Source organism: Paraburkholderia sp. GAS334 (genome assembly GCF_050436625.1).
Lineage (GTDB): Bacteria > Pseudomonadota > Gammaproteobacteria > Burkholderiales > Burkholderiaceae > Paraburkholderia.
This window is the reverse complement of sequence record NZ_JBNDMO010000010.1, coordinates 37,796-59,155: the sequence shown is the minus strand read 5'-3', so window position 1 is coordinate 59,155 and position 21,360 is coordinate 37,796. Positions and strand designations below refer to the sequence as shown.

The window sequence follows — 21,360 nt, the reverse complement described above, 5'->3', positions numbered from 1 at the left end:
TCCCTTTTCAATCAGCGATATCGCCGTGCGTCTGACCTCGATCAAACTCGCTGGCTTCAAATCATTCGTCGACCCCACGCATTTCCAGGTTCCAGGCCAGCTCGTTGGCGTGGTGGGTCCGAACGGTTGCGGCAAATCCAACATCATCGATGCCGTGCGCTGGGTGCTCGGCGAATCGCGCGCCTCCGAACTGCGCGGCGAATCGATGCAGGACGTGATCTTCAACGGCTCGACGGCGCGCAAGCCGGGTAGCCGCGCCAGTGTCGAACTCATCTTCGACAATGCCGACGGCCGTGCCGCCGGGCAGTGGGGTCAGTATGCCGAGATCGCCGTCAAGCGTGTGCTGACGCGCGACGGTACATCGAGCTACTACATCAACAATCTGCCGGCCCGCCGGCGCGACATCCAGGACATCTTCCTCGGCACCGGGCTCGGTCCGCGTGCGTACGCGATCATCGGGCAGGGCATGATCGCGCGGATCATCGAGGCGAAGCCCGAAGAGTTGCGTGTGTTCCTCGAAGAAGCCGCGGGCGTGTCGAAGTACAAGGAACGCCGCCGCGAGACGGAAAGCCGTTTGCATGACACGCGCGAGAATCTGACGCGTGTTGAGGACATCGTCCGCGAACTGGGCTCGAACCTCGAAAAGCTCGAAGCACAGGCGGTTGTCGCAACGAAGTTCAAGGAATTGCAGGCCGACGGCGAAGAGAAGCAGCGCCTGCTGTGGCTGTTGCGCAAGAACGAGGCTGGCAGCGAGCAGGAACGCCAGCAGCGCGCTATCGAGCAGGCCCAGATCGATCTCGAAGCCCACACCGCGAAGCTGCGCGAAGTCGAAGCGCAACTGGAAACGCTGCGCGTCGCGCATTACTCCGCCAGCGATGCGATGCAGGGCGCGCAAGGCGCGCTCTACGAGGCGAACGCCGAAGTCAGCCGTCTCGAAGCGGAAATCCGCTTCATCGTCGAATCGCGCAACCGCGTCCAGGCGCAGATCGCTGCGCTGACCGCGCAGCGCGAGCAGTGGCAGTCGCAGGCTGAGAAAGCGCAGGGCGACCTCGAAGACGCGGAAGAACAGCTGGCGGTCGCGGAAGAAAAGGCCGCAGTCGCGGAAGACGAAGCGGCCGCGAAACACGACGCAATGCCGGCGCTCGAAGCCCGCTGGCGCGATGCGCAGACGCAGCTGAACGAAGAGCGCGGCGGCATCGCGCAGACCGAGCAGGCGTTGAAGCTCGAAGCCGCACATCAACGCAATGCCGACCAGCAGTTGCAGCAGCTGCAGCAGCGTCATGAGCGCCTGAAGCAGGAAGCGGGCGGCCTTGACGCGCCGGACGAGGCGCAGCTCGAAGAGCAGCGCATGCAGCTTGCCGAACACGAGGAAATCCTGAGCGAAGCGCAGGCACGTCATGCGGATGCGCAGGAAACGTTGCCGCGTCTCGATGGCGAACGTCGTGCTGCGCAGGAGCGCGTGCAGGCGGAAAGCGCGCAGATTCACCAGCTCGAAGCGCGGCTTTCTGCGCTGAAGCAGCTTCAGGAGAATGTGCAGACCGAGGGCAAGATCCAGCCCTGGCTCGACAAACACGAGTTGAGTGCATTGCCGCGTCTGTGGAAGAAACTGCACGTCGAGGCGGGCTGGGAAACGGCGCTCGAATCGGTGTTGCGTGAACGCCTGGCCGCGCTCGAAGTATCGAATCTCGACTGGGTCAAGGCATTCGCGACCGATGCGCCGCCGGCCAAGCTCGCGTTCTACGCACCGCCTCTCGCCGGTCAGCCGGCCGACGTGCCGGCGACGTTGCGCCCGCTGCTGTCGCTCGTCCGTATCGACGATGCAGGTTTGCGCGCGGTGCTCAACGACTGGCTCGGTCAGGCGTTCGTTGCAGACGACCTCGCACAGGCGCTGGCCATGCGCTCGCAATTGCCGGCAGGCGGCACGTTTGTCGTCAAGGCCGGGCACGTGGTGACACGGGTCGGCGTGCAACTCTACGCGGCCGATTCCGAACAGGCCGGCATGCTGGCCCGTCAACAGGAAATCGAAAACCTGACGCGTCAGGTGCGAGCGCAGGCGCTTCTCGCCGACGAAGCCAGGGCTGCCGCGATCCGCGCAGAAGCCGCGCATACGCAGGCATCGCAGACGCTGTCCGACGTGCGCTCGCAGGCCGAGCGCGCGACGCAGCGCGTGCACGCCTTGCAGATGGATGTGCTCAAGCTGACGCAGGCGCACGAGCGCTACACGCAGCGCAGCACGCAGATCCGCGAGGAACTGGAAGAAATCACCGCGCAGATCGAAGAGCAGCGTGCGTTGCGTGGCGAGTCTGAAGCGAATTTCGAACGTCACGATACGCAGCTGGCCGAACTGCAGGCACGTTTCGAAGACAACCAGCTTGCGTTCGAAGCGCTTGACGAAGCACTGACTGTCGCACGCGCGCAATCGCGCGATCTCGACCGCGCCGCCACCGACGCGCGCTTCGCCGCGCGCAACATGGCGAACCGCATCGATGAGTTGAAACGCAGCATCCAGGTTGCGCACGAACAGAGCGAGCGCGTCGCGGCATCGCTTGAAGATGCACGCGCCGAACTGGAAACGATCAACGAGCAGACGGCGCACACCGGCCTCCAGGGCGCGCTCGAAGTGCGCGCAGTGAAGGAGGAATCGCTGCACGCTGCACGTCTCGAACTCGACGACCTGACCGCGAAACTGCGTGCGGCCGACGAAACCCGTCTGACCGCAGAGCGTGCATTGCAACCGCTGCGCGACCGCATCACCGAGCTGCAGTTGAAGGAACAGGCGGCGCGCCTGAACGGCGAGCAGTTCGTCGAACAGCTTGCTGCGGCGGGCGTCGACGAAGCCGAGTTGCAGGCGAAGCTCACGCCGGACATGAAGCCGTCGTATCTGCAGGGCGAAGTCACTCGCCTGAACAATGCAATCACGGCGCTCGGGCCGGTGAACATGGCCGCGCTCGATGAACTGAAGGCGGCGAGCGAACGCAAGACGTTCCTCGACGCGCAGTCGGCCGACCTGAACAACGCGATCGAAACGCTCGAAGACGCGATCCGCAAGATCGACCAGGAAACCCGCACGCTGCTGCAGGGCACGTTCGACGAAGTCAACAGACACTTCGGCGAGCTGTTCCCGCGTCTGTTCGGTGGCGGTCAGGCGAAGCTCATCATGACGGGCGACGAAATTCTCGACGCGGGTGTCCAGGTGATGGCGCAACCGCCAGGCAAGAAGAATTCGACCATTCATCTGCTGTCGGGGGGTGAAAAGGCGCTGACGGCCACGGCGCTCGTGTTCGCGATGTTCCAGCTGAACCCGGCGCCGTTCTGTCTGCTGGACGAAGTGGACGCGCCGCTCGACGACGCGAACACCGAACGCTTCGCGAACCTGGTGCGCGCAATGTCGGCCAAGACGCAGTTCCTCTTCATCTCGCACAACAAGATCGCGATGGAAATGGCGCAGCAACTGATCGGTGTGACCATGCAGGAGCAGGGCGTGTCGCGGATCGTCGCGGTCGACATGGAATCGGCCGCGGGCTTTGCACAGAATATTGTTTGACCAGAAGAATGATTCGAGCAGGCGGCGCGCGCCTGCACGCCACGCAGCGGCTTCTGGCCGCGCGGGGCAGGCGCGGCTGGCTGCATCGCAGATAAAAGAATTGCTGATGGAGCATGCATGGACGAGTTGACACTCGGTTTGATCGGCGCTGGCGCCGTGGTGGTCGGGGGAGTGGTGGTCTACAACGCGTGGCAGGGCGCGAAGGTGCGCCGCCGGATGCCGCGATCCATGCCGACCGAAGCCACCGAAAACATCGCGCGCGACGACGAACAGGAACAGAGCCCGTTCATCGAACCCGCACGCTCGACCACACGCCGTGAGCCCTCGCTCGGCGATTCGGCTGACGCGGCGTCGGCATCCCGCGTCGAACCGAGTTTTGGTGGAGCGGGCGTAGCGCCGCTCGACACCCCGGTCGACATCCAGGCTGAAGCAACGACGCCGAACGGCTACCCTGAACCGGGCGATGCGGACACCTCTGGCGCTGCCGGACGGGAACCCGTCGAGCCGATTCTTCCGGCTGCCACGACGATTTCGTCGGCTCCGCCGGCCATCGTGGATCGTCGCATCGATTGCATCGTGCCGATCCGTCCTGCCGGCCCCGTTGCTGGCGACAAGGTGATTCCGCTCGCCCAGCGTCTGCGACGCGCGGGCAGCAAGCCGGTACACATCGAAGGCAAGCCTGAGGGCGGCGGCGCGTGGGAGTTGTTGCAAAGTGGCGCCCGCTACGAGGAACTGCGCGCGGCGGCACAGCTGGCGAATCGCAGTGGCCCGCTCAACGAACTGGAGTTCTCGGAATTCGTGACGGGCGTGCAGCAGTTTGCAGACGCGATCGACGCTTCGCCGGAATTCCCCGACATGCTCGAAACGGTCGCAATGGCGCGCGAGCTCGATGGTTTCGCCGCGCAGTGCGACGCGCAACTGTCGATCAACGTGATGTCCGACGGCGCGCCGTGGTCCGCGAACTACGTGCAGGCCGTGGCTTCGCAGGATGGCCTGCTGCTGTCGCGCGACGGCACGCGTTTCGTCAAGCTCGATTCGAAGCAGAGCCCGGTGTTCATGCTTCAGTTCGGCGACACGAATTTCCTGCGCGACGACCTCACGTACAAGGGCGGCCAGATGATCACGCTGGTGCTCGACGTGCCTGTCGCCGACGAGGACATCCTGCCGTTCCGCCTGATGTGCGATTACGCGAAATCGCTGTCCGAGCGTATCGGCGCGCGGGTCGTCGACGATCAGCGCCGTCCGCTGCCGGAAAGCGCGCTGCTCGCAATCGAGAAGCAGTTGATGACGCTGTATGCCCGGCTTGAACAGGCGGGTATTCCGGCGGGCTCCGCAGCCACACGACGTCTCTTCAGCCAGTAATTTCCCGGCAAGCCGTTTCTTTACCCTGCTGCGCGATACCGTTGACGGGTCGCGCAGCAGCGGTCTGTTCGTCACTTTACCTCCTTCGGCCATGTCGCTCCGCTGATCCATGCCTTGATCGCGGCAATCACGGCGCCGTCCTGTCCGTGGAAACCGTGGTGCGCCATTGCCTTGCGGGGATTGCCGCTCGCGCTACCTGAATAGACACGACTTCTCCCGCAATCGATGCGCCAGGCGTCTGGCGCGAGATAGTGCTGCGGTCATCAAATTCGCATTGCGCGGTGCACCTGTCAACGCAGCGGAGTGCACGTTAGCCGAGCGGCCAGGAGGACGGCGAGGGTGGCTGCTGCATATGCACAAAGCCGGCCATTCGGACGATGCCACGACGGACGCTTCCTGCGATAATCTGGCGTCTGAGATTATTCTGAGAACCCTTCCCCAGCATGGCTCGAACTTCCGCCCCTGATCCCGCAACCACTTCGCCGGCCGAGCGGGCCACATGGTTGCGCGCCGAACTTGAACGCGCGAACCATGCGTACTATGTGCTCGACCAGCCAGACCTGCCGGACGCCGAATACGATCGGCTCTTCAAGGCGTTGCAGCAGGTCGAGTCTGATCATCCGGATCTGGTCACGCCCGATTCGCCAACGCAGCGTGTCGGCGGCGAGGTCGCGCGTGGCTTCGAACCCGTTGTGCATTCAATGCCTATGCTGTCGCTGAACAACGGCTTTGCGGATGAAGACATTGTCGCGTTCGACAAGCGTGTGTCCGACACGCTCGGCAAGGCACCTGTCGATTACGCGTGCGAACTCAAGTTCGACGGTCTTGCCATTTCGCTGCGATATGTCGAAGGCCGCTTTGTGCAGGCGTCGACGCGTGGAGACGGCGAAACCGGCGAGGACGTCACCGAAAACATTCGCACCGTCCGCTCGATTCCCCTCACGCTGAAGGGCAAACGCGTTCCGGCGGTACTGGACGTGCGTGGGGAGGTGCTGATGTTTCGCCGCGACTTTGAACGGCTGAATGCGCGGCAGCGGGAAGCGGAGCAACGCGAGTTCGCGAATCCGCGAAACGCCGCGGCCGGCAGCCTGCGTCAGCTCGACCCAAAAATCACTGCACAACGCCCGCTGTCATTCTTCGCGTACGGAATTGGTGTACTTGAAGGCGTCGAAATGCCCGCGACGCACAGCGCGCTTCTCGACTGGTATAGCGAACTCGGCCTGCCCGTCAACGGAGAGCGGGCTGTGGTCAAAGGCGTCGAGGGATTGCTGGCGTTCTTTCGCGCTGTCGGAGAGAAGCGGGACGGTCTGCCGTACGACATCGACGGCGTCGTCTACAAGGTCAACAATCGCGATGAGCAGGATCGGCTCGGCTTCGTGTCGCGGGCGCCACGCTTCGCGCTCGCGCACAAGTTCCCGGCGCAGGAAGCGCTGACGAAACTCGTGGCTATCGATGTGCAGGTCGGACGCACGGGCGCCATTACACCGGTTGCCCGACTGGAGCCGGTTTTCGTTGGCGGCGCGACGGTGACCAACGCGACGTTGCACAACGAAGACGAGGTGCGCCGCAAGGACATCCGGATCGGCGATACCGTCATCGTGCGCCGCGCGGGCGACGTGATCCCCGAAGTCGTGAGCGCGCTGGTCGACCGGCGGCCGCCCGATGCACGCGAATTTGTGATGCCGACGCATTGCCCTGTCTGCGGTTCCGCGATCGAGCGTCTGCCGGACGAAGCGATTGCGCGCTGTACGGGCGGCCTCTTCTGTCCGGCTCAGCGAAAGCAGGCGCTGTGGCACTTCGCTCAACGCCGTGCACTGGATATCGACGGCCTGGGTGAAAAGATCATCGATCAGCTTGTTGAGCAGAATCTGGTTCGCACGCCCGCTGATCTGTTCGGTCTGGGTTTCTCGACCCTGGCCGCGCTTGACCGCTTCGCCGACAAGTCCGCGCAAAACCTGCTGGATTCGCTGGAGAAAGCGAGGCACACCACGCTCACCCGTTTTATCTATGCGCTGGGAATCCGGCACGTCGGCGAATCGACCGCGAAGGATCTGGCGAAGCATTTTGGCTCGCTCGATCCGATCATGAACGCCTCGGTCGATGAACTGCTCGAGGTCAACGACGTCGGCCCGGTGGTCGCCGATGCGCTTCATCAGTTCTTTGCCGAAGAGCACAACAGAACGGTAATCGACCAGTTGCGCGCACCGGGGCGGGTCACGTGGCCGGAAGGGCCGCCGGCGCCGAAGGCGCCGCAGGGCGTGCTGGCCGGCAAGACCGTCGTGCTGACGGGCACGCTGCCCACGCTTGCACGCGACGAGGCGAAAGAAATGCTGGAGGCGGCTGGCGCGAAAGTGGCCGGCTCGGTATCGAAGAAGACTGACTACGTGGTCGCCGGCGCCGAGGCGGGTAGCAAGCTCGCGAAGGCAGAGGAACTCGGCGTTCCTGTACTCGACGAAGATGGTATGCGCAAGCTCCTGGAGGGGCACTCGACATGATCCGTGAAATCCTCAAGATGGGCGATCCACGTCTTCTTCGCATCGCCGCACCAGTCGATCGTTTCAACACCCCCGACCTGCACGTCCTCGTGAAGGACATGTTCGACACGATGCACGATGCGAACGGCGCCGGGCTCGCCGCACCGCAGATTGGCATCGATCTGCAGGTTGTGATCTTCGGTTTCGGGCATAACGAACGTTACCCGGACGCGCCCTCCGTGCCGGAAACGGTGCTGATCAATCCGACTATTGCGCCGGTGTCGCAGGACATGGAAGAGGGCTGGGAAGGTTGTCTGTCTGTGCCGGGGCTGCGCGGCGCCGTGAGCCGGTTCTCGATGATCCGGTATCAGGGTTTCGATCAGTTCGGCAAACCGATCGACCGCGTCGCGGAAGGCTTTCACGCGCGCGTCGTTCAGCACGAATGCGACCATCTGATTGGCAAACTCTATCCGATGCGGATTACCGACTTCTCGAAGTTTGGTTTCACCGAGGTGCTGTTTCCCGAGCTCGATCCAGGCAGCGACGAGTGAGCTCCCGTCGCCGGGAACGGGACGTGAAGCACAATAAAAAACGCCCGCAGTTCAGATTGCGGGCGTTTTTGCGTGTCGGACTTACCGTGCAACGGCGGGCGTTCTCACACTGTTTCGCCGTTCAGAACGACTCTTCAGCGTCCAGATAGCGCCATTGGCCCTGCGGCAATGCGCCGAGCTGTACACGGCCCATTCTCACGCGCTTCAATCCGACGACGTCGAGGCCCACCAGTTCGCACATGCGCCGGATCTGCCGTTTCTTGCCTTCGCGCAGAACAAACCGCAGTTGCTCGCCGTTTTGCCAGCTGACCATTGCGGGCTTGAGCGGGACGTCGTCCAGCGACAGGCCGTGACGCAACTTCGCGAGACTTTCCGGCGGGAAGTTTTGATCAATGTCGGTCGTCTGGTCGCCGTAAGTCACACGCACCAGATACTCCTTGTCGATATCCGAGTTTTCGCCGATCAGCTGCTTGGCGATGCGGCCATCCTGCGTCAGCACCAGCAGGCCGGTGGAGTCGATGTCGAGACGTCCGGCGGGTGCGAGCGCGCGCAGCTGCGTCGCTGAAAAGCGAATGCCGGAGCGGTCGCCGTCCCAGTGGTTATCAGGTGTGACAAGCGTGACGGCCGGCAGATAGCCGTCCTCAGCCTGACCTGAGACAAAACCGACCGGCTTGTGCAGCAGAATCGTCACCTGTTTCGCCTGCGCGGCCTGAGCGGCCGGATCAATCTCGATGTGCTGCTCGGGGCGCACCTTTGTGCCGAGCGTGTCGATCCTGATGCCGTCCACAATCACCCAGCCTTTTTCGATCCACTCGTCGGCTTCGCGTCGCGAACACAAACCGAGTTCCGACATGCGTTTCGACAGACGCAGCGAGCCCGGCTGATCGTCGTGATGATGTTCTGTCGCGTGAGCGCGCGGTTCGGCGGCACGCGGCGGTCTGGCTTCACCGGATGTCGCGCGGCGTGCCGGCCGGTCTTCGCGCGCCGGGCGCTCCGAGCGGTCGGTGAAGCCGCCTTTTACCGGCTTCGCGAAAGTCCGCTCGCCGCGCTGGCCGCGATCCGTAGTCCCATTGCGTTCTTTCGGGAATGCGGGGCGTTCGCCGCCGGAGCGGCTAGCCGCGTCCCGGCGTGCTGGACGATCGGAATCGCGTCGTGCACCGGGCGCGCCACGGTCGGCTCCGAAGCGTGGGCGCGCGGTGTCGGTGCGTTCGCGAGTATCGTCCCGATCGCGACGCGGCGGACGGTCGTCACGCGCTCCTCCGGCGTCCGCCGTACGGGTCGGGCGGGCAGAGAACGGACGCTTCGAGTCATCGGTACGACGCGGCGCGGCGCCGTAGGGCCGGCGCGCGCCTTCTTCGCGCGGTGCGCGTGCTGGGCGGTCGCCCTCGAAACGGCGCGGCGCACGCTCACCACCCGTGCGGTCACCTTCAGCCCGACGCGGTGCACGTTCTCCACGTTCACGCCCCGCGTCGAACGAGCGAGCCGGACGATCACCGTCAGCACGCCGCGGTGCGCCAGCAGAGCCCTCACGACGCGGCGGACGGTCGCCTGCAGGTCGCCGTTCGCTACGCTCGCCGCTGCCCGATCGTTCGCGCGTTGCCGCGCCCTCCGGTCGCGCTGGCCGCGCACCCGCAGAAGGCCGCCCTCCGGCGCCCGGTGCGCGCTTACCGCCGGCCGCGCCCGCTCCGGCAAAAGGACGCTTCGCGGCGCCTTCCGATGGCGGCCCGCCACGACGCGCGCCACCGCCTGCGTCATCCTTGCCGCGCTTACCTAGCATGGATGTCGGCTTGGGTCCGACCGGCTTCGATTTGCTACGCGCCGCGGCGCTGCCGGAACGAACGGGGGCCCGGTCGGCAGTGGCCGGCCGCGGGTGCTTGGCTGTCAGTTTGACTCGCATGAAATCTCACACTGCAATCGCGCGCAGCAGTTCGGTCTCGACCTGGATTTGCAGGCGGTTGTCCGAGAGGCCATGGCCGTCCAGCAGGAACACGTCCTCGACGCGTTCGCCGAGCGTATTGATCCGCGCCGCATGGACGCCGACCCGATGTTCCGCCAGCACGCGCGCGATCGAATAAAGAAGGCCTGGCCGGTCGTTCGCCGACACGGACAGGATGTAGTACTGGCCGCGCTCGTCGGCCCGAAGGTCGACGCGCGGCGTAACAGGGAAGGTCCGCGACAGACGCGAAAGACGTCCCTTCGACGGTTCCGGCAGCAAGGGCCCTTCACCCGACAGGCGGGCGCTCAGCTGCTGCTCCACCAGATTGGCAATATCGCGATAATGCACGTCTTCCTCGGTATGTGCGACGAGGAAGTTGTCCAGCGCGTACCCGTGGCGCGTCGTACTGACCCGCGAATCCAGCACCGACAGTGCATTGCGGTCGAAGTATGCGCAGATCGCGGCGAACAGGTCAGGGCGGTCCTTCACATACACGAGCACCTGTAGCCCTTCGCCGATCGGCGATGGCCGGGCGCGGACGATCGGCGTGGGTGTCTCGACATGCCGGTGCAGCACACGCGTTTGCCAGGCGATGTCGGCGGCGTCATGACGCAGGAAGTAGCCGACGTCGAGCTGGTCCCACAGCGCCCGCTGGGCGTTTTCCGGAACAGTTTCCAGGCGCAGCAGCGCGAGCGCCTGCTCCTGCCGCGACTTCAGTTCTGAATGCGCATCCGGACGCGCGCCGCCGAGCACGGCAAGCGTCGCACGATACAGGTCCTCCAGCAGCTTGCCTTTCCACGCGTTCCAGACCTTCGGACTCGTGCCCCGAATATCGGAGACCGTCAGCAGATAAAGCGCTGTCAACCATCGTTCCGAACCGACCAGTCCGGCGAACTGCTTGATCACTTCCGGATCGCTCGTGTCCTGCTTCTGCGCGACCTGACTCATTGTCAGGTGATGCTGGACCAGCCACACGATGAGTTCACCGTCGTCGCCCGCGATGCCGTGGTCGCGACAGAAGCGGCGCGCATCGGCCATGCCGAGCGTCGAATGGTCGCCGCCGCGGCCCTTCGCGATATCGTGGAACAGCGCCGCCACGTAGAGCACGTACGGCCGCTCGAAATTTGCGATCAGCTGGCTGCAGAACGGATATTCGTGCGCATGCTCGGCGACGGAGAAGCGACGCAGATTGCGCAGCACCATCAGGATGTGCTGGTCGACCGTATAGACGTGATACAGGTCGTGCTGCATCTGCCCGACGATACGGCGGAAGTTCAGCAGGTAGCGTCCGAGCACGCTGGTCTGGTTCATCAGACGCAGCGCATGCGTCACGCCGGCCGGCTGCTTCAGGATGTCGAGGAAGAGACGCCGGTTTTCGGGATCGCGCCGCCAGTGCTGGTCCATCACGTCGCGGGCGTTGTAGAGCGCGCGGAGTGTCCGCGCGGACAGGCCCTTCACGCCAGGCGTTTCCTCATACAGCAAAAAGGCTTCAAGGATCGCATTCGGCTCGCGCTCAAAGACGTCGTCGGATGCGATCTCGAGCATGCCCTGTTTCTCGACGAAGCGATCGGACAATACCCGCGTAACGTTGCTCGTGTTAGGGAAAAGCTGCGCTTCGATGTTCTGGATCAGGATCGTCGCCAGCTGCGTGACGGCCTTCGCGGCCCAGTAGTAGCGGCGCATCAACTGCTCGCTGGCGCGCTTTGTAGCAGTCGCCTTGTAGCCGAAGCTTTCGGCGACTGGATTCTGCAGGTCGAACACCAGAATGTCCTGGCGACGGCCGGCGATCATGTGCAGCCGGGCGCGCAGCGTCTTCAGAAAACCTTCGTTGCGGCGCAGTTCACGCGCTTCGCGCTCGGTGATCAGCCCGCGCGCGTCGAGTTCGCGCCAGCTGCTGCCGAACTGTGCCGCCTGCGTGATCCACAGGATCAATTGCAGATCGCGCAGCCCGCCGGGGCTTTCCTTGATGTTCGGTTCGAGCGCGTACGGGGTGTCCTGGAAGCGGGCGTGACGCTGACGCATCTCCAGCACTTTTGCCTGGAAGAACGCGCGCGGATCGAGTGCATTGCGATAACGCTGCGCGAACTGCTCGAAGAGCGGGGCGCTGCCGGTGATCCGACGCGCTTCGAGCAGCGCCGTGCGCACCGTGACGTCGTTCGCGGCTTCGTCGATGCATTGCGAGACCGTGCGCACGCTGCTGCCGAGTTCCAGGCCCAGATCCCACGCAAGACCGATAAAGCGCTCGATGCGTGATTCCAGATGCAGCAGAGGCTCGTCGGGAAGGAGGACGAGGATGTCGATATCCGAGTGCGGCGCCAGTTCGCCGCGTCCAAAGCCGCCGACCGCGACAAGCGCGAGCGATTCCGGCAGCTCACAGGCATTCCACGCGCCGACGAGCGCGCTGTCCGTGAGGCGCGTGAGCGCACGCATCAGCGAGTCGACGTTGGTCGCTGACCGGAAACGTTCCAGTAATGAGGCTTTTGCCACCTTGTAATCCGCTCTCAGCGACGAGGCATGGGTTAGCGCGACAGCTGGAACACTCATGGGCAACCGGGGCAGGAGATCGAAGGACCGCTCAGGCGGTGGTGGCGGCGAGCGCAGGGCGAGCAGGCGTTCCGGCGGAGACCGTCAGCACTTCGTAACCGGTATCGGTAACCAGTATCGTGTGTTCCCACTGCGCCGACAGGCTGCGATCTTTCGTCTTCACGGTCCACTGGTCGGGCATCGTGCGAATGTCGCGGCGGCCGGCGTTGATCATCGGCTCGATCGTGAAGATCATACCTTTCTGCAGCTCGATGCCGGTGCCGGGGCGGCCGTAGTGCAGGATCTGGGGATCGTCATGAAAAACCTGGCCGATGCCGTGGCCGCAGTATTCCCGCACGACGCTGTAGCCCTGCGCCTCGGCATGCCGCTGGATCGCGTGGCCGATATCGCCGAGATGCGCGCCTGGGCGAACCTGCTCGATGCCGAGCCACATGCATTCGAACGTGGTCTGCACGAGCCGTTTCGCCAGAATCGAGCCTTCGCCGACAATGAACATCCGGCTCGTGTCGCCAAAATAGCCATTCTTGATGACGGTCACGTCGATATTGAGCGCATCGCCGTTCTTGAGCGTCTTTTCGCCTGGAATGCCGTGACAGATCACGTCATTGACCGAAATGCATGTGGCTTTCGGATAAGGCGGATAGCCGGGCGGCTGATAGTTGAGGGGCGCCGGGATCGTGCCCTGTTCATTCAGCATGTATTCGTGGCACAGGCGATCGAGCTCGCCCGTCGTGACGCCTGCCTTGACGTAAGGCGTGATGTAGTCGAGGACCTCGCTTGCGAGCTTGCCGGCGATGCGCATCTGCGCGATATCGTCTTCGTTTTTGAGCGTAATAGCCATGAGTCGGGCCTGAAATGCGATTTATTTCGGGATTATCGCACCATATGGGGCCTGCCGCTGCCTTTTGCGACAGGGCTTCAGCCATCCGGCCAGGTATCGGTGGCTTCTGGCGGGCGCGGTGGCGACGGCGAGTCGTTGATTAAAGGTGCAACCGCCCATGCGTTTTCCGGGCAACCACGCGGGTTGAGTCGGCCGATAGTCGCGTGCTATAATCTTTGGCTAAGTCGTTCAGGGTTATGTTGTCCGCCCGAGCGACCTATAGAGAGCAGTAAAAGAAGCAAAAGCGAAGCAAAAGCAGCAGACTCGCAAGCCGGCGCACCCAGGGTGTTCGCGGCGTCAGGTTCTCGCAGATGGCGGGGGCGGCGCAGCGGATACGGCAGCCGGCTTAAGACCCTAACCCTCGCGGAGATTTTCATGGCAGTTACCATGCGTCAAATGCTGGAAGCCGGTGTCCACTTTGGTCACCAGACGCGCTTCTGGAACCCGAAGATGGCCCCCTTCATTTTCGGTCATCGCAACAAGATTCACATTATCAACCTCGAAAAGACGCTGCCGATGTACAACGACGCACTGAAGTATGTGCGTCAACTGGCAGCGAACCGCGGCACGATCCTGTTTGTCGGCACGAAGCGTCAATCGCGCGACACGATCGCCGAAGAGGCACAACGCGCTGGCATGCCTTACGTCAACGCGCGCTGGCTCGGCGGCATGCTGACCAACTTCAAGACGCTGAAAGTATCGATCAAGCGCCTGAAGGACATGGAAGCGGCCGTTGAATCGGGCGAGACCGAGCGCATGAGCAAGAAAGAAGCGCTTCTGTTTGAACGCGAAATCCAGAAGCTGCAAAAGTCGATCGGCGGCGTGAAGGACATGGGCGGCATTCCGGACGCGATTTTCGTCGTCGACGTCGGCTACCACAAGATTGCTGTCACCGAAGCGAACAAGCTTGGCGTGCCGGTCATCGCCGTGGTCGACACAAACCACTCGCCGGAAGGCATCGACTACGTGATCCCGGGTAACGACGACGCCAGCAAGGCAGTCGCTCTGTACACGGCAGGCGTGGCTGACGCGATCCTCGAAGGCCGTGCTAACGCGGTCAACGAAGTCGTGCAGGCTGCCCGTGGCGGTGACGGCGACGAGTTCGTCGAGGTCAACCCGGAAGCGTAAGGCTGCCCCGTGTCCGGCAAAAAAGGGGGCTTTCTACAGGCCCCCTTTTTTTAAGTCGCGACAAAGAGTGCAGTCCGGGAATGAAGCCCGGAACGCGGCGCGGCAAAAATTTCGCGCCGCAGCGGAAACGAATTCTTGCCGCCGGCATCGAAGTGCGGGCGGCGTGTGAAAGACAGACTCAAGGAGCGAATGATGGCGGCAATTACCGCAAGCATGGTTGCAGAACTGCGCGCGAAGACCGACGCGCCGATGATGGAATGCAAGAAGGCCCTGACGGAAGCTGAAGGCGACATGGCCCGCGCGGAAGAACTGCTGCGCGTGAAGCTCGGCAACAAGGCCAGCAAGGCAGCATCGCGCGTGACGGCTGAAGGCGTGATCGCTTCGTTCATCGGCGGCACCGCAGGCGCGATCGTCGAACTGAACTGCGAAACCGACTTCGTTTCGAAGAACGACGACTTCCTGGCTTTCTCGAACACCGTTGCTCAACTGGTCGCCACGCAAAACCCGGCTGACGTCGCAGCCCTGTCAGCCCTGCCGCTGGAAGGCTCGACGGTCGACGCGGTGCGTCTGGCGCTGGTCGGCAAGATCGGTGAAAACCTGTCGATCCGCCGTTTCGTGCGCTTCGAAACGTCGAACAAGCTGGCAGCGTACCTCCACGGCACGCGCATTGGCGTGCTGGTCGAGTACACCGGCGCGGAAGAGCAGGTCGGCAAGGACGTCGCGATGCACATCGCGGCCATGAAGCCGGTCTCGCTGTCGTCGGACGAAGTGCCGGCTGACCTGATTGCCAAGGAACGCAGCATCGCTGAACAGAAGGCCGCCGAATCGGGCAAGCCGGCTGAAATCATCGCGAAGATGGTCGACGGTAGCGTGCAGAAGTATCTGAAGGAAGTGTCGCTGCTGAACCAGCCGTTCGTTAAGAACGACAAGCAGACGATCGAGCAGATGCTGAAGGCAGCGAACACGAGCGTGCAGAAATTCGCGCTGTTCGTGGTCGGCGAAGGCATCGAAAAGAAGCAGGACGACTTCGCCGCTGAAGTGGCCGCGCAAGTCGCTGCTGCAAAGCAGCAATAAGTATTATCGCAATACCGTTGGACCCGCGGCAGGGCAAGACCCTGCCGCGGCCGGCAGCGCCACGCGGTTAAACGCGGGCTGTTGCGCGGGTTGATCCCCGCGCGACGGCCGCCCGGGTCGGGCCTTCGGGCCCGATAATTTGGCGACGCTTGCCCGAATCAGCATTTCGCCCCTACAGTTCCAAGTTGTTGTCGTCCTCTTCAGCGCGATCCGGATACCTCTATGCCCACTGCCTATAAACGCGTCCTCCTCAAACTCTCCGGCGAAGCTCTCATGGGCGACGATGCTTTCGGCATCAACCGCCTGACGATCGAAAGAATGGTGGCGGACGTGGCCGAGGTAGTCCGGCTCGGCACGCAATTGGCGGTGGTGATCGGCGGCGGCAATATTTTCCGTGGTGTGGCAGGTGGCGCGGCCGGTATGGACCGCGCGACGGCAGACTATATGGGTATGCTCGCTACGATGATGAACGCGCTGGCGCTTCAGGACGCGATGCGTCACGCCGGTATCGAGGCGCGCGTGCAGTCCGCGCTGCGCATGGATCAGGTGGTCGAGCCGTACATCCGCCCGCGCGCCATTCGTCAACTGGAAGAAGGCAAGGTCGTGATTTTCGCGGCCGGCACCGGCAACCCGTTCTTCACGACGGACACCGCCGCCGCGCTGCGCGGGTCCGAAATCGGCGCGGAAGTCGTGCTGAAGGCCACCAAGGTCGATGGCGTCTATTCGGCCGATCCGAAGAAGGATGCCACGGCGACGCGCTACACCACCATCAGCTTCGACGAGGCGATCGGCCGCAATCTGCAGGTGATGGACGCGACGGCTTTTGCGCTGTGCCGCGACCAGAAGCTGCCGATCCGCGTGTTTTCGATCGTCAAGCCGGGCGCGCTCAAGCGCATCGTACAAGGCGAGGACGAAGGCACGCTCGTCCACGTGTAAACTCCCTTCCACGTAACGTGGGCTTGAACGCGGGCCCAGGTCGCCGCTCATGCGCGCTGACCCGCCTGCACCGATTTAAAGGTTCGGAGGTTTAATCATGTCTGTGGCTGACATCAAGAAGGGCGCTGATCAGAAGATGCAGCGTTCGATCGAAGCGTTCAAGAACGATCTGTCGAAAATCCGTACGGGCCGTGCCCACACGGGTCTTCTGGATCACATCCAGGTCGATTACTACGGCTCGCCGGTGCCGATCTCGCAGGTCGCGAACCTGACGCTGATCGACGCACGCACAATCGGCGTCCAGCCTTGGGAAAAGAAGATGGTGCAGGTCGTCGAAAAGGCGATCCGCGAATCCGACCTGGGCCTGAACCCGGCCACGCAGGGCGATGTGATCCGCGTCCCGATGCCCGCGCTGACCGAAGAGCGCCGCCGCGAGTTGACGAAGGTCGTCAAGAGCGAAGCCGAAACGGCCAAGATCGCGGTGCGCAACCTGCGCCGTGACGCGAACGAGCAACTGAAGAAGCTCGTGAAAGACAAGGAGATCTCCGAAGACGACGAGCGTCGTGCCGGTGACGAAGTCCAGAAGCTGACGGACCGGTTCGTCGCGGAAATCGACAAGCTCGTGACGACCAAGGAAGCCGAGATCATGACGGTCTGAAGCCGTCCGGCTCCAGAACCTTCACGGTTTCACTTCATTTTTGCAGTCACTGTCCCGACGGCCATGACCTATACCAGCTCTACCGTTCGCGTGCCTGATGTCGCGGCGGTGCCGCGACATATCGCGATCATCATGGACGGCAATGGCCGTTGGGCGACGCAGCGCCGGCTGCCGCGTGTGGCGGGCCATACGCGCGGCGTCGACGCGGTGCGGGCCGCCGTCGAGGCGTGTGCACGGCGCGGCGTCGAATATCTGACGCTGTTCGCGTTCAGCTCGGAAAACTGGCGTCGTCCGAACGACGAGGTGTCGTTCCTGATGCGCCTCTTCGTGACGGCGCTGGAGCGCGAAATCGGCAAGCTGCACGCGAATGGCATCCGGCTGCGCGTAGTCGGCGACCTGGCGATGTTCGATACGCGGATCCAGGACCTGATCCGTCGCGCGGAAACCAAAACCGCCCGAAATACCCGCCTGACGCTGACTATTGCCGCCAACTACGGCGGCCGCTGGGACATCATGCAGGCCACCCGCAAGCTGGTCGACCAGTCGGTCGCGGCGGGCCGTCCCGTCGAGGTCACCGAAGAAGCCTTCGCCGAACATCTGGCGATGGCCTACGCGCCCGAGCCGGATCTCTTCATCCGTACCGGCGGCGAGCAGCGCATCAGCAACTTCCTGCTGTGGCAACTCGCGTACACCGAGTTCTATTTCACCGATACCTACTGGCCGGATTTCGACGCGGACGCGCTCGGTCACGCCATCGAATCCTATGCGGAGCGTGAGCGCCGCTTCGGCCGCACGAGCGCGCAGCTCGAACCGCAATCGCAGAACGTCGATTCGCTTCCATGCTAAAAACCCGTGTCATCACGGCGATCGTCCTGCTGGCTGTCTTTCTGCCGGTCACCTTGTTTGCACCGGTGGGCGCGTTTGGCGCGCTGATCGCGTTCGTCGTGGTCTTTGCCGCGTGGGAATGGGCGCGTTTGCTCAAGCTGGGCGGCGCCGGGCCGGTCGTTTATGCGCTGATAGCGGCCGCGGTGCTGGTCGCGAGCACGAAGCCTGGCACCGGCGTCGAGCAATACCGGCCGCTGTTTCAGGCGGCGTCGGTGTTCTGGGTGCTGGTCGGGCCGTTCGTGTTGCTGAGAAAGCCGACGCTCGCGCAGGGTGCCTGGCGCGGTTTCCTGCTGATTGCGGGCCTGCTGGTATTCGTCGCGTGCTGGCATGCGCTCGTCGCGGCCCGCATGGCTGGCGTGCCGTTCGTGCTGTCCCTGCTGCTAGTGGTATGGCTGGCCGATATCGGCGCATACTTCTCGGGTAAGGCATTCGGCAGGCACAAACTCGCGCCTGCCATCAGCCCGGGCAAGACCTGGGAAGGCGCGGTTGGAGGCTGGATCGCCGTGCTGGTCGTGGCCATCGTGGCCGTTGCCACCTATGCGTTCGAGCCGACCCTGTATTCGGCGCTGCTGGAGCGCCTCGGCGCCCCACGCGCGCTCATCGCGCTGACTGTGCTGGTTGTATTCAGCGTCGTCGGCGACCTGTTCGAGTCGATGCTGAAGCGCCAGGCCGGCGTGAAAGATTCCAGTGGTCTGTTGCCGGGACACGGTGGCGTCCTCGACCGCATCGACGCGTTATTGCCGGTGCTGCCGCTTGCGATGCTGCTGCTCGGCTAGAGAAAGAGACATGCAAAAACGATTAACTCTGCTCGGTTCCACGGGCTCGATTGGAGACAGCACGCTTGATGTCGTCGCGCGTCATCCCGAGCGTTTCTCCGTCTACGCGCTGACTGCGCACCGCAACGGCGACAAGCTCGTCGAACAGTGTCTGCGCTTCAAGCCTGACGTGGCTGTCGTCGGCGATGCGGCAACCGCCGCGCAGGTCGCCACGAAGCTGCGCGAAGCGGGTTGCAAGACCGAAGTCGCGTATGGCCAACAGGCGCTCGTCGACGTGTCGAAGAGCGAGCATTGCGATACCGTTGTCGCGGCGATCGTCGGTGCGGCGGGCCTCGCGCCCAGCCTCGCCGCGGCGCGCGCCGGCAAGCGCATCCTGCTCGCGAACAAGGAAGCGCTCGTGATGTCCGGCGCGATTTTCATGGACGCCGTGCGAGACAACGGCGCGATCCTGCTGCCGGTCGACAGCGAACACAACGCGGTTTTCCAGTGCCTGCCGCGCGAAGCCGCGCTGCATGGCGGTGTGTCGAAGATCATCCTGACCGCGTCGGGCGGCCCGTTCCGGACGCGCGAACCGTCGACGCTCGTCGACGTCACGCCCGACGAAGCCTGCGCGCATCCGAACTGGGTCATGGGCCGCAAGATCTCGGTCGATTCGGCGACGATGATGAACAAGGGCCTCGAAGTCATCGAGGCGCACTGGCTGTTCAATCTGCCGGGCGAACGCATCGAGGTGCTGATTCATCCGCAGAGCGTGATCCATTCGATGGTTTCGTATGCGGACGGTTCAGTGCTCGCGCAACTCGGCAACCCCGACATGCGCACGCCGATCGCGTACGCACTGGCGTTCCCGGATCGTGTCGATTCGGGCGTCGCGCAACTCGATCTCTTACAGGTCGCCTCGCTGTCGTTCGAGAAGGCGGATTACGCGCGTTTTCCCTGTCTCGCGCTCGCGATGAAGGCGCTGGCTGAAGGCGGCATCGCAAGCGCGGCGCTGAATGCGGCGAACGAGATTGCCGTTGATGCGTTCCTGTCGCGCCGTATCGGCTTCATGGCCATCGCGCAGGTGGTCGACTCGGTGCTGAATGCGTTGCCGAACCGCAGCGCTGCCGCCCTCGATGACGTGATCGAAGCCGACGCAGCCGCGCGCCGGGCGGCCACGGCCTTTATCGACCGTCTGCCTGCGGGCGCCCGCCCGGAACGCGCCGTCCAGTGAGGCGTTCATGAACCTGCTGATCGAACTGGTTGCCTTCGCTGTCGCGATTGGCGTGCTCGTTGTCGTGCATGAATACGGCCACTACAGCGTCGCGCGGATGTGCGGCGTGAAGGTGCTGCGGTTTTCGATCGGCTTCGGCAAACCGCTCGTTCAGTGGGTCAGCAAGAAGACCGGGACCGAATGGACCATTGCCGCGTTGCCGCTCGGCGGCTACGTGAAGATGCTCGACGAGCGCGAGGAAGGCGCGACGATTTCCGCCGAGGAACTGCCGCACGCGTTCAACCAGCAATCGGTCGCGAAACGGTTTGCAATCGTCGTCGCGGGCCCGGTCGCGAATTTCCTGCTGGCCATCGTACTGTTCGCGGCCGTGTTCGCGAGCGGTGTGACCGAGCCGTCGGCGATTGTCGCAGCGCCGGCCGCGAATACGCCGGCCGCGCGCGCGGGCTTTGACGGCGGCGAAACCGTCGTCTTGATCCGCGATGAAAACGGTAGCGAGACCGAACCGGTCCGTTCGTGGTCCGATCTGCGCTGGAAGCTGCTGGGCGCGGCGTTCGATCACCGGCGCGTCGTGCTCGGCGCGAAAGACAGCCGTGGCACGTTTGATTTCGCGCTGGACCTGCGCGGCGTCTCCGATCGCGATATCGACGACGATTTCATGACGCGGCTCGGTTTCGAGCCGGGCGGTGGCACGTTGTCGGTGGCCGCCATCGAGCCGGGCAGCGCGGCGCAGAATGCGGGTCTCGTCGCGGGCGACCGGGTACGTGCGGTGGACGGCAAGCCGGTCGACAGCGCGACAGCTTTCATTGCTTACGTGAAGTCGCATGCGGGCAGGTCGATTACGCTGCAGATCGAGCGTGGCGCGCAGGGCAAAGAGCCGGGCGCGCGTCAGGACCTCAGCATCGTGCCGGTGATGACGCGCGATGACGCAAGCGGCCAGAATATCGGCCGGATTGGCGCGGCGCTCGCGACCCAGGTGCCGTCGGTCGATGTCCGTTATGGTCCGATTGAGAGCGTCCAGCTCGGTGCACACCGTACGTGGGATATCGCGGTTTACTCGCTTCGCATGTTCGGCCGGATGATTACAGGTGAGGCATCGCTCAAGAACCTGTCCGGTCCCGTGACCATCGCGGACTACGCCGGAAAGAGCGCGCGCCTTGGTCCGTCCGCGTTTTTATCGTTCCTCGCGCTCGTCAGTATCAGTCTCGGAGTGTTAAACCTCTTACCAATTCCGGTATTGGATGGGGGTCATCTGTTATATTATTTGGTTGAAGCTGTTACCGGCAAAGCCGTATCCGATCGCTGGCAGCTTGTTTTGCAGAGAGCGGGGCTGGTTTGCATCGTCGCACTATCGGCGATCGCGCTCTTCAACGATCTTGCTCGTTTAATCCATTTTTAAAGT

Annotated in this window: 15 protein-coding genes; 12 read left to right on the top strand and 3 right to left on the bottom strand. The window is 63.5% G+C overall.

The window, feature by feature from the left end; translation table 11 throughout:
• Nucleotides 1–25: 25 nt before the first annotated feature.
• The 4 genes from smc (at nt 26) to def (ending at nt 7,931) form a co-directional block, all read left to right on the top strand.
• On the top strand, nt 26–3,544 hold the full coding sequence (gene smc / locus P3T21_RS19480) for a chromosome segregation protein SMC (RefSeq protein ID WP_429257587.1): 3,519 nt from the start codon (nt 26–28) through the stop codon (nt 3,542–3,544).
• Between the two features lie 117 nt (nt 3,545–3,661).
• Nucleotides 3,662–4,906 (top strand): cell division protein ZipA C-terminal FtsZ-binding domain-containing protein, encoded by a 1,245-nt coding sequence (locus P3T21_RS19475; RefSeq protein WP_429257586.1) that lies wholly within the window; start codon nt 3,662–3,664, stop codon nt 4,904–4,906.
• 443 nt (nt 4,907–5,349) lie between these two features.
• Nucleotides 5,350–7,401: an NAD-dependent DNA ligase LigA gene (gene ligA, locus P3T21_RS19470; RefSeq protein WP_429257585.1), complete on the top strand. Its 2,052-nt coding sequence runs from the start codon at nt 5,350–5,352 to the stop codon at nt 7,399–7,401.
• Nucleotides 7,398–7,931 (top strand): peptide deformylase, encoded by a 534-nt coding sequence (def, locus tag P3T21_RS19465; protein WP_429257584.1) that lies wholly within the window; start codon nt 7,398–7,400, stop codon nt 7,929–7,931. Before ligA ends, def begins: the two co-directional genes overlap by 4 nt.
• A 121-nt stretch (nt 7,932–8,052) precedes the next feature.
• Here the strand turns inward: def and P3T21_RS19460 are convergent, their stop codons facing one another.
• The 3 genes from P3T21_RS19460 to map are packed head-to-tail and all read right to left on the bottom strand — an operon-like array spanning nt 8,053 to nt 13,252.
• Nucleotides 8,053–9,828 carry a pseudouridine synthase gene (locus P3T21_RS19460; RefSeq protein WP_429257583.1) on the bottom strand — a complete coding sequence of 592 codons (1,776 nt, stop codon included), beginning with the start codon at nt 9,826–9,828 and terminating at the stop codon, nt 8,053–8,055.
• A gap of 6 nt (nt 9,829–9,834) precedes the next feature.
• Nucleotides 9,835–12,411 carry a [protein-PII] uridylyltransferase gene (locus P3T21_RS19455; protein WP_429257582.1) on the bottom strand — a complete coding sequence of 859 codons (2,577 nt, stop codon included), beginning with the start codon at nt 12,409–12,411 and terminating at the stop codon, nt 9,835–9,837.
• Between the two features lie 31 nt (nt 12,412–12,442).
• Nucleotides 12,443–13,252 carry a type I methionyl aminopeptidase gene (map, locus tag P3T21_RS19450; RefSeq protein ID WP_429257581.1) on the bottom strand — a complete coding sequence of 270 codons (810 nt, stop codon included), beginning with the start codon at nt 13,250–13,252 and terminating at the stop codon, nt 12,443–12,445.
• Between the two features lie 414 nt (nt 13,253–13,666).
• Between map and rpsB the strand changes: the two genes are divergently transcribed.
• The 8 genes from rpsB to rseP all read left to right on the top strand — a co-directional run bounded on the left by rpsB (nt 13,667) and on the right by rseP (nt 21,357).
• Nucleotides 13,667–14,419, top strand: coding sequence for a 30S ribosomal protein S2 (gene rpsB / locus P3T21_RS19445; RefSeq protein ID WP_429257580.1), 753 nt, complete (start codon nt 13,667–13,669; stop codon nt 14,417–14,419).
• 192 nt (nt 14,420–14,611) lie between these two features.
• Nucleotides 14,612–15,493 (top strand): translation elongation factor Ts, encoded by an 882-nt coding sequence (gene tsf / locus P3T21_RS19440; RefSeq protein WP_429257579.1) that lies wholly within the window; start codon nt 14,612–14,614, stop codon nt 15,491–15,493.
• Between the two features lie 222 nt (nt 15,494–15,715).
• Nucleotides 15,716–16,429 carry a UMP kinase gene (gene pyrH / locus P3T21_RS19435; protein WP_429257578.1) on the top strand — a complete coding sequence of 238 codons (714 nt, stop codon included), beginning with the start codon at nt 15,716–15,718 and terminating at the stop codon, nt 16,427–16,429.
• 97 nt (nt 16,430–16,526) lie between these two features.
• Nucleotides 16,527–17,087: a ribosome recycling factor gene (gene frr, locus P3T21_RS19430; RefSeq protein WP_429257577.1), complete on the top strand. Its 561-nt coding sequence runs from the start codon at nt 16,527–16,529 to the stop codon at nt 17,085–17,087.
• A 63-nt stretch (nt 17,088–17,150) separates the two neighbouring features.
• Entirely contained in the window at nt 17,151–17,933 is a 783-nt protein-coding gene (uppS, locus tag P3T21_RS19425) for a polyprenyl diphosphate synthase (RefSeq protein WP_429257576.1), read from the top strand.
• On the top strand, nt 17,927–18,748 hold the full coding sequence (locus tag P3T21_RS19420; protein ID WP_429257575.1) for a phosphatidate cytidylyltransferase: 822 nt from the start codon (nt 17,927–17,929) through the stop codon (nt 18,746–18,748). The genes uppS and P3T21_RS19420 overlap by 7 nt, the downstream gene beginning before the upstream one ends.
• A gap of 10 nt (nt 18,749–18,758) precedes the next feature.
• Nucleotides 18,759–19,961 carry a 1-deoxy-D-xylulose-5-phosphate reductoisomerase gene (locus P3T21_RS19415; protein ID WP_429257574.1) on the top strand — a complete coding sequence of 401 codons (1,203 nt, stop codon included), beginning with the start codon at nt 18,759–18,761 and terminating at the stop codon, nt 19,959–19,961.
• Between the two features lie 7 nt (nt 19,962–19,968).
• Nucleotides 19,969–21,357 (top strand): RIP metalloprotease RseP, encoded by a 1,389-nt coding sequence (gene rseP, locus P3T21_RS19410; protein ID WP_429257573.1) that lies wholly within the window; start codon nt 19,969–19,971, stop codon nt 21,355–21,357.
• The last annotated feature ends 3 nt before the right edge of the window (nt 21,358–21,360 follow it).